This window comes from Flavobacterium psychrolimnae (genome assembly GCF_003312425.1).
GTDB lineage: Bacteria > Bacteroidota > Bacteroidia > Flavobacteriales > Flavobacteriaceae > Flavobacterium > Flavobacterium psychrolimnae.
Genome location: NZ_QNUX01000003.1, coordinates 128122 through 140028, shown reverse-complemented (window position 1 = coordinate 140028; position 11907 = coordinate 128122). Strand labels below are relative to the sequence as shown.

The window sequence follows — 11907 nt, the reverse complement described above, 5'->3', positions numbered from 1 at the left end:
AAGAAATAGCGTGCACACTACTTTATTTGTCATAGGAAACAATCATTTTTTAATTTAACAAAAAGAATAATTCCCCCTTTTATTCGTAATCTTTTTACGGATGAATACTATTATTATTAGTCGCAAAGTTGCAAAGTCGCAAAGTTGCAAAGTTTTAAAATACAAGGCTCTAATTACTTGTACTTCTATTTTCTTTTCTCTAGTCTCCTTTTCTCAAGTCAAAGACACTACGTCTGTAAACCAACTTGATGAAGTCTTGGTTTCTGCAGTACGTGTTACCACAAAAACACCGGTAAGTTTCAGTAATTTAGGTAAAAAGGAAATCAAATTCCGAAATTTGGGGCAGGACATTCCAATTCTGATGAATTATTTACCGTCAGTTGTTACGACTTCTGATGCCGGAAATGGTGTGGGATATACCGGAATTCGAGTTCGTGGTAGCGATGCAACGCGAGTGAACGTTACCATCAACGGAATTCCGTATAATGATTCCGAAAGTCATGGAACGTTCTGGGTGAATATGCCGGATTTTGCTTCTTCAGTGGAGAGTTTGCAATTACAACGCGGTGTAGGAACTTCTACTAATGGAGCAGGTGCTTTTGGTGCCAGTTTAAATATGTTAACTGATAATTTTGCCAAAGATAGCTCGGGTGAAATTTCCAACTCTTTGGGAAGTTTTAATACCAGAAAACACACCGTAAAATTCAGTACGGGTTTGATGAACGATCATTTTGAAATTGCGGGACGGTTATCAGCGATCAAGTCGGACGGATTTATAGATCGCGGAGCCTCTGATTTGAAATCGTATTTTCTTCAGGGAACGTATGTGGGCAAAACTACTTTGATAAAAGCATTGGTTTTTGGTGGGACCGAAAAAACGTACCAGTCTTGGAACGGAATAGATGGTGAAACCTTAAAAAATGACCGAACGTTTAATTCAGCAGGTGCTTTCACAGACGAACAAGGAAATGCTCGTTTCTATGACAATGAAACCGATAATTATCAACAAGATCACTCACAATTGCTTTGGAATGAAAAAATATCCGACAACTGGAGTACGAATTTTGCGTTGCATTACACAAAAGGCAAAGGATTTTATGAAAACTATAAAGAAGACGCTGATTTTGCCGATTACGGATTACAGTCTGTTGGCGCTATTACAACAACTGATTTAGTGCGTCAAAAATGGTTAGAAAATGATTTCTATGGAACTACATTTTCTGCCAATTATAAAGATGAAAAACTAGATGTGATTTTTGGTGGTGGTTGGAACAAGTACGAAGGCGACCATTTTGGAAAAGTTATTTGGGCACGAAATGCTTCTCAGAGTGAGTTGGGAGATCGCTACTATGATGATTATGCCAATAAAACGGATGGGAATGTTTTTGCCAAAGCCAATTACCAAATCACGGAAAAGCTAAGTTTATTTGGAGATTTGCAATATCGATCAGTGAATTACAAAGCAAACGGCGTTCAGCCAACACTTGTGGATGATACTTTTAATTTCTTTAACCCTAAAACAGGATTAACCTTTACGATCAATTCTGGAAATTCCGTGTATTTATCGTATGCCAGAGCCAATCGCGAACCGAATAGGAGTGATTATGAAGGTGGGAATGTAAAGTCAGAGAAACTAAATGACTTTGAATTGGGTTGGAGATATCTTGCGGAAAAAGTACAATTCAATACGAATGTGTATTATATGGCCTATAAAGACCAATTGATTTTAACGGGAGGTTTAGATGATGTGGGCGCTCCAATACGTTCCAACAGTGAGAAAAGTTACCGTTTAGGACTGGAAGTTGATGCTACAATAGCATTGACAGATCAATTGATTATTCGTCCTAATTTTACGTTGAGTGCTAATAAAAATACTGATTTAGCGGTAGAAGGTCAGAATTACGGAACTACAGATATTGCGTATTCACCATCAATTATTGCGGGAAATATTTTAGTATACACCCCTATTGAAAATCTTCATATTTCATGGTTACAGAAATTCGTTGGGGAACAATACATGAACAACATCGAATTACCGGCAGCAAAATTGGCTGATTATTTTGTCAATGATTTAAATGTTGTCTACACTTTTAAACCTAAAACCATCTTCAAAGAAATTGTATTGACCGGTTTAATGAATAATTTTTTAGATAAGAAATACGTTTCTAACGGTTACATGTATGATATTTACCCATACTATTACCCACAAGCAGGAATTAATTTCTTGGTAGGAATGACGTTGAAGTTTTAAAGAATTGAATTGTTTATTATTGGATGAAATCCTGATGGTTCGCTGTCAGGATTTTTTGATTTAATTATAAACCCGAAGCACATTTCCATTAACTTGAACTCGGTATTGTTTCAAAGGATATTGCGCACCGCCTTGGGCTTGACCAGTAAACAAACTGTATTCTTTACTGTCACAAGCGCAAACTATATTGATTCCTTTTAGAGTCATATTAGAACAAGAGTTCAAAGCTTGGTTAGGACAGGCTGCATCAAAAGCATTATAGTTATCCGGTGCCGTACAAAACACATAAATCCCCTTTGCTCCTATTCCAGAAATATAAACTGCATTACTAACGAATTTTAGATTAGAATATGCAGGTAAATTCATATTGACATCTACTGAGAAAGTATAATTTGGAATAAATGGATTAGAGTTGTTTAAACCAGAATCACTACACGATAAAAAGAAAGGAATAATAAGAAAAAGAAGTGCGTATTTTTTCATTTTAAAATAGTGTCAAAGTATTAGCGAAACAAATTTAATTTATTTAACTTTGAATTATATATGATTAACATATATTTATAGACGAAAAAAAATAATAGTATCTTTGTGGAAAGAAATCCCGTCCTGATGGGATTTTTTCTATTTATATAAATGAGGAATTTATGAGTACAGTATCGTATTACACAGCAGAAGGGTTAAAAAAATTAAGAGAAGAATTGGATTATTTAAAGAGCGTAATGCGCCCTAAAGCATCTGCGGATATTGCTGAAGCAAGAGATAAAGGCGATCTTTCAGAGAATGCCGAATATGATGCGGCTAAGGAAGCGCAAGGAATGCTTGAAATGCGTATTGCTAAGCTCGAAGAAGTACATTCGAATGCTAGATTAATTGATGAATCTCATTTAGATCTTTCTAAAGTATTAGTTTTATCAAATGTAAAAATCAAGAACCAAACCAATGGTATGGAGATGACTTATACGTTAGTTGCGGAAAGTGAAGCCGATTTAAAAACCGGAAAAATCTCTGTGACTTCACCAATTGGAAAAGGTTTACTAGGAAAATCAGTGGGTGAATTTGCTGAAATCACTGTTCCGAATGGTGTTTTGAAATTCGAAATTTTGGAAATTTCACGAGACTAATTAGTTAAAGGTTTAAACTATTAATCGATTCAAGATGTCAAGTATTTTTACCAAAATCATAAACGGAGAAATTCCGTGCTACAAAATCGCTGAAGATGAAAACTTCTTGGCTTTTTTGGATGTAAATCCAAATGCAAAAGGACACACACTTTGTATTCCAAAACAAGAAATCAATAAGATTTTTGAGATGGAAGATGATTTGTATCTGGGGTTAATGCAGTTCTCTAAAAAAATTGCGGTGGCTTTAGAGAAAACAGTTCCGTGCAAACGTATTGGGATGGCAGTTGTAGGACTTGAAGTTCCTCATGCGCACGTTCATTTGATTCCGTTGAATGAAATGGATGAAATGCGTTTTCAAAATAAAGTAACATTGTCCAAAGACGAATTTGAAGCTTTGGCGGCAAGCATAAAAACCAATTTATAGTATTTTTTAAAATAAAATAATTTGGTATGGTTTTCGTTTAAAAGGGAATAGCTGTAAAGCTGTTCCCTTTTCTACTTTATGAAGCCTATATTATATATTATGAAAAACATTTCTTTTTTGTTTTTTTTCTTTTTCTCCATGCTTAGTTTTGGACAAGCAAATACCGGATATGCTGTGGCTGATGCTAAAATGGCCGCAATTCCTGAAAATGCAACAACTTCTACACAAGCAATTGCAAACTACATCAACGCTAATTTCAAAACAGAAACAGATAAAATCAGGGCAGTTTTTTATTGGACGGCATCAAATATCACTTACGATATTCCCGGAATGAATGCCGTAAATTTTAATGAAACAGTTCAGCAGAAAATTGTAAAGACGTTGAAGACTAAAAAAGGCGTCTGTATTCATTATGCTTCCGTTTTTAATGATCTCTCCCAAAAAGTTGGAATTCAATCCTACATCATTGAAGGATATACCAAGCAAAACGGAAAAGTAAGTAACTTGGCTCACGCTTGGGTCGCTGCAAAAGTTGATAGGAAGTGGTATGTATTTGATCCAACTTGGGGTTCTGGATATGTAAAAAATGGGAGGTTTTCTAAAAAGTTAAACAGTTATTATTTTAAGACAGATCCTTCTACAATAATTGCTTCGCACATTCCATTTGATTATTTATGGCAATTTTCTAATTATCCTATTACCAATAATGAGTTTTATGAAGGTAAAACCCAAATCAATAAAACCAAGAAATACTTTGATTTTGAGAAAGAAATTGCAAAACATAATAGTTTGTCCGAGGCGGAAAAATTAGCCGCAGCTGCAGAACGTATAGAAAAAAATGGAATAAAGAACGCCATGATTTTGGAGCGTTACGAAGGCAAGAAAAAGCAATTAGCGTATTTGCAATACAATTCAAATATTGAAAAATTGAATGAGATTGTGAATGAAATGAATGAGGCGGTTGTATTGTTGAATGATTTTATTCATTATCGGAATAATACTTTTAAACCTGCCTTGCCAGATATTGAAATCAGTGATATGATTGATGCGCCAAGAGCAAAACTGGCTAAGTGTCAAGATGCAATTTACAAAGTTGGTTCTGTTGGGAATGAAAATGCTGCTAATGTAGCTTCGATAAAAAAATCAATAAGTAAAGCTTTGGCGCAAGCCGAAGAACATGCGAGATTTGTAGATAATTATTTGAGTAATTCAAAAATAGTCAGAAAAACGATGTTTTATAAAGTGTCACAGTTTAGAGTTCGTTAAACTAAATTGTTTTTTTTTAAACTCACTTGCATCGTCGTTCCTTTTCCAATTTCAGAATGTAAGACTTTGATGGTTCCTTTGTGGTATTCTTCAACGATTCTTTTAGTCAACGAAAGTCCTAATCCCCAACCTCGTTTTTTGGTGGTAAAACCAGGTTCAAAAATACTTTTGAATTGATTTTTCTGAATTCCACCGCCGGTATCTGAAACGTTTATTTTTACATAATCTCCTTCTTGCTCAATTTCCAGTGCTAATTTTCCTTTGCCTTTCATCGCATCGATTGCATTTTTGACGAGATTTTCAATAGTCCAACTGTGTAAAGCAGGATTCAGAGAAACCATAATTGGCGATTTTGGAGCTTTGAACGAAAACTCAATTTGTTTGGAAAATCGGGATTGCAAATAGTCGTAAGACTGAAGCGTTTCTGAGACAATATCTTTGTTTTCTAATTTGGGTTCCGATCCTATTTTCGAGAAACGATCGGTAATGGTTTGCAATCGCTCAATGTCTTTTTCAATTTCGAGAGTCGTGCTTTTATCCACATTTTCAGATTTCAATAGTTCAACCCAGCCAATCAATGAAGAAAGCGGTGTTCCTATTTGGTGTGCAGTTTCCTTAGCCATTCCGGCCCAAAGTTTGTTTTGCGTTGCCATTTTGGTACTTCGGTAAAAATTGTACACTAATCCGCCAAAAAGCACAATAATCAGCACTAAAGCAACTGGATAATATTTTAATTTATTCAGTAAAGCGGAGTTTCCATAATAAAGTTTCTGAAATTTTCCTGGGACATATTCAATAACAATGGGCTCATTTTCGCTTTTTAAATCATGCAAAAAAGCGACTGCCTTTTTATTGTTTTTCACGATAACTTCATCAATGTTCACGGTGTTTATGATGCTGTCATTCTCTGTAAGTATAATAGGAATCGAAGTATTATCACTGAAAATTTGCAGGGGAAGTTCAACATCGGTGTTTTCACCGGCGTTAATCAGTGTTTTTTGAGCTTGCGCCCAAAGATTCATTTTTAATCGTTCTTCATTTTTGAAGATTTGAAAAAAAGTGTAGGTGTTCCAAAGAATCAGTGAAATTATTAAAAAAGAGGCGAAAATTATGATCCAACGGGTTGTATTTCTTCTTTCAGAAAACTGCATAAATAAAAATTTGAATGATAAATATAACGAAATAAATCCTGTTGTATTTTAGTTTTAAACAAAGAATTTTTAATCAAAGAAATGATCGCTTTATTTTATTCTAGTGTTATGCGTAGCTATTTTTTTTCTTTTTCCGAAATTCTTTGTCAAGTAAATAAATAGAACTTAGTGCTATAGTTATTGCTATAGTTAATATTACAATTAGGTTTGTCGTTCCTCCATATAATTCAGTCAATGAGTACTCGCTGCTTATTGATTTAGTTAAATTCACATTTCTTGAACTAAAATATTGGCCAATAAAGGCTAGGGAATTATTAGTCATGTGTATTATAATGGGCAGAGTTATTTTTTTTGTTTTAAAATAAACCCAACCTGATAAAATTCCACCAATAGAAGCCCCTATAAACTGCCAAGGATTCAAATGAACTAGACCAAAAAGCAAACTTGAAATAATTATTGACTTTAGTGGAGAGTAGCTTTTTAAAAGTCCATTTAGAATAATTCCTCTAAATATCAATTCTTCAAGAATAGGAGCAGCAATAACTATGGTAATAAATGAATACACACCCGTGCTACTTCCATCGTCGAGAAATATCTTTTGTATAAAGTCTGGTATTGGGATTTGGCTAATAATAGGAAATTTTATTCCTATTAGAATTGCAGCTGTCGCAAAGCAAAGCAGTAAAACAATCTTTATCGAACCAATTCCAAAATCATAATTACTTGTCTCTTGTCTATTTATCCTTTTACGATGAATGATAAGAAATGTAATCCCCATTGTCAGAACATAATAAATTAAGGAGGTGAGTTCTTTTCCTAAAGTTGTTTCAAATATCATTTTTATAGGGATGAATAATATTGAAAATAATATTATTGTTCCTACCACTCTCCAACTTTCTCGAATATTGGGATAACTTTCTTCATTACTTATTTCTGCCATTTTTTGTTGTTTTATTTTTTTATGTTCTGTACCTAACAATTATTTATTCCTTATAGAAAACTCCGTTCCAAAATCTCAAATAAAATTTCGAAACGATGCCCATTAAATTAGTGTGCATAAATATAAATAAATAAATGCTTTACTATTTTAGTTTTTACCAAAGAATTTTCTCTCAAAGAAATCGCATTCTAATTTTATTCTAAATCTTTTGTCTTACTTCTTAAACTTAATTCATTTGTCTACTTTTGTATCTTCAGCAAAAATTAAAAAATATGATTACGATTGATCCTAAAAGTATTGAAACGGCGAAATTACAAGGGTATTTGCAAAGTTCCGTTGGGCCAAGACCCATTGCTTTTGCCAGTACCATGGATGCGGAAGGGAATCCTAATGTATCACCTTTTAGTTTCTTTAATGTGTTCAGTGCAAATCCTCCCATTTTGATATTTTCTCCGGCGAGACGCGTTCGTGACAATTCGATAAAACACACATTAATCAATGCTGAAGCTACTAGGGAAGTGGTAATCAATGTCGTAAATTATGATATGGTACAACAGATTTCTCTGGCCAGTACGGAGTATGCTGATGGAGTGGATGAGTTTTTAAAATCAGGCTTGACTGCAATTGCTTCAGAAGTTGTAAAACCGTTTCGAGTAAAAGAATCGCCTGTACAGTTTGAATGCAAAGTGACTCAGATTATTCCATTGGGAACAGAAGGAGGAGCTGGAAATTTAGTGCTTTGCGAAGTTTTGCGAATACATATTGACGAATCTGTTTTAGACGAAAATGGAGCAATTGACCAATATAAAATTGACTTAGTTTCCAGATTAGGCGGCAATTGGTATTCGAGGTCAAACCAAGGGCTTTTTGAAGTGCCAAAACCGTTATCTACCTTAGGGATTGGAGTGGATGCGATTCCGAATTTTATAAAAGAAAGTTCGGTTTTTGATGGAAATGATTTAGGAATGTTAGGGAATGTAGAAGCCTTGCCTACAACAGAAGAAGTTAGTATATTTGTACAGCAAAATTTTGCGGTAAAAGGAGTTTTAAGTTCCGATGATGCTGATAAAGTGCATCTTGAAGCCAAAAAATATTTGAATGCCAATGACGTTTCTTCCGCATGGAAAGTACTTTTGGCAGAGAAAAAAAGATAGAACAAAACAATTAAAACAGAGAAGATGGAAGTTACAGGAAAAATTAAAATGATTGATCAAACTAAAGAAGTTGGATCTGGAGGTTTCAAAAAAAGAGATGTAGTTGTTACAACTGATGAGCAGTATCCACAACATATTCTAGTTCAGTTTGTTCAAGATAAATGTGACTTATTGAACAGTTTTCAAGTAGGTGAGCCAGTAAAAATTGATATTAATCTTAGAGGTAGAGAATGGACAAATCCTCAAGGGGAAACAGTTTATTTCAATACTATTCAAGGATGGAGAATTGGAAAGTTGCAAGGCGAAGCTCCTTCTGCCGCGCAAATGCCACCTATGCCTGCTGCTGAAGCTTTTGCACCAGCAACAAACTTAAACGAAGAAGAAGCAGATGATTTGCCATTCTAAGACATAAATAGTTAAAAATTAGAAGTCAGAAGTTTGAGTTTTGCTTGAATTTCTGACTTTTTCTTTTTTTGAAATTGCCGTTTATTTTGAAATTGAAAAATGTATTATTTATCTACAGCTTTATTTTTTCCTCCTGTTGACCAAGCCAATCACGATGGAATTTTAGCCATTTGCGGTGATTTATCTCCGGAACGATTGCAGCTTGCTTATAAAAGCGGCATCTTTCCATGGTTTGAAGATGGCGAACCTATTATGTGGTGGTCACCAAACCCAAGAATGGTTTTGTTTCTGGATGAATTGATAATTTCCAAAAGCATGCGCAACATTCTGAATCGGAATAGTTTCAAGGTTACTTTCAATCAGAATTTTAGAGACGTAATTTCTAATTGTCAAAACATAGAACGTGACGGTCAAAATGGAACTTGGATTACGAATGACATGATTGAAGCCTATTGTAAAATGCACGAATTAGGAATCGCTAAATCAGTTGAGGTTTGGCAAGATGAGGTTTTGGTTGGTGGTTTATATGGAATTGATTTAGGTCATGTCTTTTGTGGTGAAAGTATGTTTTCTAAAGTTTCGAACGCTTCCAAAGTGGCTTTTATAGCTTTGGTTCATCAATTAAAAGTAGAAAATTACAAACTGCTGGATTGCCAAGTTTATAATCCCCATCTTGAAACTTTGGGTTGTCGTGAAATAGAAAGAGCTGATTTTATGAAAATTCTGAAAAGTAAATAATCTTCAGATTCCGAATTTTACAATTCTATCTTAGTGGAAATTAATTTTTCTTCCAACAATTGGCTACGTGATCATCAACCATTCCGGTGGCTTGCATGTGTGCATAAATCACGGTGGAACCCACAAATTTGAATCCGCGTTTTTTTAAATCTTTACTTATCTCATCAGAAAGTGGAGTAGTTGCAGGAACTTCGTTTAAGGATTGTCGGTTGTTTTGAATGGGTTTACCATTTGTAAATTTCCAAATATATTTTGAAAAACTTCCAAATTCTTCTTGTATTTTCATAAAGGCAACGGCATTAGAAACGGCTGCGCGAACCTTTAATTGATTGCGGATTATTCCAGCGTCTTGAAGTAATTCCTGAATTTTATCTTCGGTATAAAGGGCCACTTTTTTATAGTCAAAATCATCAAAAGCTACTTTGAAGTTTTCTCTCTTTTTAAGGATTGTAATCCAACTTAATCCTGCTTGGAAAGTTTCTAAGATTAAGAATTCAAATAATTTTTGGTCCTCATAAACAGGAACTCCCCATTCTTCATCATGGTATTTTTCGTAAATATCATTTCCAACGCACCATTTACATCTTATTTTTTCTTCCATGTTTTATTCTTTTTCAGAGGCTAAATAATTCTTGATAATATGATGACCCAAATAAATTAATGGAGTCAAGAGAATGGCAATTCCGAGTTTAAAAGTATAACCTGTCAATGCAGATGTGATAAAAGTATCAAAGTTAATTTTACCGGGTAACCAAAAAGCAATTCCAAGGACAATAAAAGAATCAAACAATTGCGAAATAATTGTTGATCCCGTAGCTCTGAGCCAAATTTTGTTGTTTCCTGTACGGTTTTTAAAAAACCAAAAAACCGTTACATCTATCAATTGAGAAACCAAGAACGCAATGATACTTCCTACTATGATCCACATGCTTTGTCCAAAAACGGCAAAAAACTGCTCATCGTTGACCGGACTGATTCCTTTTGCGGCGGGAATGTTGATCGCAAAAAGTAAAATAAGGAAGGAATAGGCGATTAAACCGGCTGTGATTAGGGAAAGTTTTTTCACTCCTTTTTCTCCAAAATATTCATTGATTAAATCAGTTGTCAGGAAAACAATAGGCCAAGGCAAAATACCGATGCTCATTACAAAGGGACCTATTTGTATCAATTTTCCACCGATTAGTTCTGCGGTAACAGCATTGGTAATGAATATTCCGGCTAGAATTACAAAGACAAGTTCTTTTTTGGTTTTAAACATAAAAAATAATTAGTATTCAAATTTAGGGTTTTATTTTTAAAAGAAAAATCCCATCTCATTTTTTCAAATAAGATGGGATTTTATATAAATTCGGGTTGTGAAATTTACTAATGTGATTTCGTTCCTCGCAATAAATTATCCTAAAGTAACTCTTTTGAAACCTGTAATCTCAACGTTGAAACCTTTAACATAATCACCTACTTTTTTACTATCATCTTTGATGAAGTTTTGATCTAACAAGGCTTTCTCTTGATCTAAAGTAGTATTGTCAGAGATGAAACGTTGAACTTTTCCAGGGATAATTTTATCCCAAATTTGCTCTGGTTTACCTTCAGCTTTTAATTCAGCTTTAGCATCCTCTTCAGCTTGTTTTAAAACTTCTTCAGTTAATTGAGAGAAAGAAATGTATTTAGGAACATTTTTCAATGTTTTTCCTAAACGTTTTGCTTCTTCATTTTCTTTTTCGATGATAGCAATACGAGCAGCAAGTTCAGAATCAACGAAAGATGGGTCAAAATCTTTGTAAGATAATGTATCAGCTCCCATAGAAGCCACTTGCATAGAGATATCTTTAGTTATAACGTCACCATTAGCAATTGGTGCAGATATTGCAGTTAAAGCAGCAATTTTGTTAACGTGAACATAAGATCCAACGAAAGCACCTTCTAAAATTTCAAAACCACCGATTTCGATTTTTTCACCGATAACACCAGTTTGCTCGATCAATTTTTCAGCAACAGTCATTCCGTTGAAATCTGAAGCTAAAAATTCTTCTTTAGAAGAGAAGTTAATCGCTTTTTCAACTAACTCTTTAGCTAAAGTTACGAAAGATTCGTTTTTACCTACGAAATCTGTCTCACAGTTTAAAGTGATGATAGCTCCTTTAGTTTTGTCTGCATTAATAAAAGATACAGCAGCTCCTTCAGAAGATTCACGGTCAGAACGGTTAGCAGCTACTTTTTGTCCTTTTTCTCTAAGGTTTTGAATAGCTTTGTCAAAATCTCCATCAGCTTCAACTAAAGCCTTTTTACAGTCCATCATTCCGGCACCTGTAGTTTGTCTTAATTTATTTACGTCTGCAGCAGTAATTGTTGCCATAATTTTTTTATTTAAAGATTAAAAGATTGAAAAATTTAAGGATCTTATTATTAATTCTGCAATCAATAATTTTAATCTTTAAACCCTTCAATCTTTAAATT

At 34.1% G+C, this 11907-nt stretch carries 13 protein-coding genes; 7 read left to right on the top strand and 6 right to left on the bottom strand.

The window, feature by feature from the left end:
- Window positions 1-100 precede the first annotated feature (100 nt).
- The gene (locus DR980_RS04490) at window positions 101-2251 is read left to right on the top strand and encodes a TonB-dependent receptor (RefSeq protein WP_113634061.1); all 2151 of its coding nucleotides are present in this window, start codon (window positions 101-103) and stop codon (window positions 2249-2251) included.
- A gap of 60 nt (window positions 2252-2311) precedes the next feature.
- Here the strand turns inward: DR980_RS04490 and DR980_RS04485 are convergent, their stop codons facing one another.
- Window positions 2312-2734: a Rieske (2Fe-2S) protein gene (locus DR980_RS04485; protein WP_113634060.1), complete on the bottom strand. Its 423-nt coding sequence runs from the start codon at window positions 2732-2734 to the stop codon at window positions 2312-2314.
- A 161-nt stretch (window positions 2735-2895) separates the two neighbouring features.
- On the opposite strand from DR980_RS04485, the gene greA reads away from it, so the two are divergent.
- The 3 genes from greA to DR980_RS04470 all read left to right on the top strand — a co-directional run bounded on the left by greA (window position 2896) and on the right by DR980_RS04470 (window position 5062).
- The gene (gene greA / locus DR980_RS04480; protein WP_113634059.1) at window positions 2896-3372 is read left to right on the top strand and encodes a transcription elongation factor GreA; all 477 of its coding nucleotides are present in this window, start codon (window positions 2896-2898) and stop codon (window positions 3370-3372) included.
- 34 nt (window positions 3373-3406) lie between these two features.
- On the top strand, window positions 3407-3796 hold the full coding sequence (locus DR980_RS04475; RefSeq protein ID WP_113634058.1) for an HIT family protein: 390 nt from the start codon (window positions 3407-3409) through the stop codon (window positions 3794-3796).
- A gap of 99 nt (window positions 3797-3895) precedes the next feature.
- Window positions 3896-5062: a transglutaminase domain-containing protein gene (locus DR980_RS04470; RefSeq protein ID WP_167400537.1), complete on the top strand. Its 1167-nt coding sequence runs from the start codon at window positions 3896-3898 to the stop codon at window positions 5060-5062.
- On the opposite strand, the gene DR980_RS04465 is transcribed toward DR980_RS04470, so the two are convergent.
- Together DR980_RS04465 and DR980_RS04460 are read right to left on the bottom strand one after the other, a co-directional pair.
- On the bottom strand, window positions 5059-6213 hold the full coding sequence (locus tag DR980_RS04465; RefSeq protein WP_113634056.1) for a sensor histidine kinase: 1155 nt from the start codon (window positions 6211-6213) through the stop codon (window positions 5059-5061). The two genes, DR980_RS04470 and DR980_RS04465, sit on opposite strands and share 4 nt — an antisense overlap.
- Window positions 6214-6319: 106 nt before the next feature.
- The gene (locus DR980_RS04460) at window positions 6320-7153 is read right to left on the bottom strand and encodes a CPBP family intramembrane glutamic endopeptidase (protein WP_146779214.1); all 834 of its coding nucleotides are present in this window, start codon (window positions 7151-7153) and stop codon (window positions 6320-6322) included.
- Between the two features lie 272 nt (window positions 7154-7425).
- Between DR980_RS04460 and DR980_RS04455 the strand changes: the two genes are divergently transcribed.
- The 3 genes from DR980_RS04455 to aat all read left to right on the top strand — a co-directional run bounded on the left by DR980_RS04455 (window position 7426) and on the right by aat (window position 9450).
- On the top strand, window positions 7426-8307 hold the full coding sequence (locus DR980_RS04455; RefSeq protein WP_113634054.1) for a flavin reductase family protein: 882 nt from the start codon (window positions 7426-7428) through the stop codon (window positions 8305-8307).
- Between the two features lie 24 nt (window positions 8308-8331).
- Window positions 8332-8712, top strand: a complete 381-nt coding sequence (locus tag DR980_RS04450) for a DUF3127 domain-containing protein (protein ID WP_113634053.1) — start codon at window positions 8332-8334, stop codon at window positions 8710-8712.
- 99 nt (window positions 8713-8811) lie between these two features.
- Window positions 8812-9450, top strand: a complete 639-nt coding sequence (gene aat / locus DR980_RS04445) for a leucyl/phenylalanyl-tRNA--protein transferase (protein ID WP_113634052.1) — start codon at window positions 8812-8814, stop codon at window positions 9448-9450.
- A gap of 40 nt (window positions 9451-9490) precedes the next feature.
- Here the strand turns inward: aat and DR980_RS04440 are convergent, their stop codons facing one another.
- The 3 genes from DR980_RS04440 to tsf all read right to left on the bottom strand — a co-directional run bounded on the left by DR980_RS04440 (window position 9491) and on the right by tsf (window position 11806).
- On the bottom strand, window positions 9491-10051 hold the full coding sequence (locus tag DR980_RS04440; RefSeq protein WP_113634051.1) for a DNA-3-methyladenine glycosylase I: 561 nt from the start codon (window positions 10049-10051) through the stop codon (window positions 9491-9493).
- Window positions 10052-10054: 3 nt separating this feature from the next.
- Window positions 10055-10708: a queuosine precursor transporter gene (locus DR980_RS04435; protein WP_113634050.1), complete on the bottom strand. Its 654-nt coding sequence runs from the start codon at window positions 10706-10708 to the stop codon at window positions 10055-10057.
- Between the two features lie 135 nt (window positions 10709-10843).
- Window positions 10844-11806 carry a translation elongation factor Ts gene (gene tsf / locus DR980_RS04430; protein ID WP_113634049.1) on the bottom strand — a complete coding sequence of 321 codons (963 nt, stop codon included), beginning with the start codon at window positions 11804-11806 and terminating at the stop codon, window positions 10844-10846.
- Window positions 11807-11907 lie beyond the last annotated feature (101 nt).

What these genes read in the sequence shown, in the direction of transcription:
- DR980_RS04490 (WP_113634061.1), top strand. Translation starts at nt 101, where the DNA reads ATGAATACTATTATTATTAGTCGCAAAGTTGCAAAGTCGCAAAGTTGC.
- DR980_RS04485 (WP_113634060.1), bottom strand. Translation starts at nt 2,734, where the DNA reads ATGAAAAAATACGCACTTCTTTTTCTTATTATTCCTTTCTTTTTATCG.
- greA (WP_113634059.1), top strand. Translation starts at nt 2,896, where the DNA reads ATGAGTACAGTATCGTATTACACAGCAGAAGGGTTAAAAAAATTAAGA.
- DR980_RS04475 (WP_113634058.1), top strand. Translation starts at nt 3,407, where the DNA reads ATGTCAAGTATTTTTACCAAAATCATAAACGGAGAAATTCCGTGCTAC.
- DR980_RS04470 (WP_167400537.1), top strand. Translation starts at nt 3,896, where the DNA reads ATGAAAAACATTTCTTTTTTGTTTTTTTTCTTTTTCTCCATGCTTAGT.
- DR980_RS04465 (WP_113634056.1), bottom strand. Translation starts at nt 6,213, where the DNA reads ATGCAGTTTTCTGAAAGAAGAAATACAACCCGTTGGATCATAATTTTC.
- DR980_RS04460 (WP_146779214.1), bottom strand. Translation starts at nt 7,153, where the DNA reads ATGGCAGAAATAAGTAATGAAGAAAGTTATCCCAATATTCGAGAAAGT.
- DR980_RS04455 (WP_113634054.1), top strand. Translation starts at nt 7,426, where the DNA reads ATGATTACGATTGATCCTAAAAGTATTGAAACGGCGAAATTACAAGGG.
- DR980_RS04450 (WP_113634053.1), top strand. Translation starts at nt 8,332, where the DNA reads ATGGAAGTTACAGGAAAAATTAAAATGATTGATCAAACTAAAGAAGTT.
- aat (WP_113634052.1), top strand. Translation starts at nt 8,812, where the DNA reads ATGTATTATTTATCTACAGCTTTATTTTTTCCTCCTGTTGACCAAGCC.
- DR980_RS04440 (WP_113634051.1), bottom strand. Translation starts at nt 10,051, where the DNA reads ATGGAAGAAAAAATAAGATGTAAATGGTGCGTTGGAAATGATATTTAC.
- DR980_RS04435 (WP_113634050.1), bottom strand. Translation starts at nt 10,708, where the DNA reads ATGTTTAAAACCAAAAAAGAACTTGTCTTTGTAATTCTAGCCGGAATA.
- tsf (WP_113634049.1), bottom strand. Translation starts at nt 11,806, where the DNA reads ATGGCAACAATTACTGCTGCAGACGTAAATAAATTAAGACAAACTACA.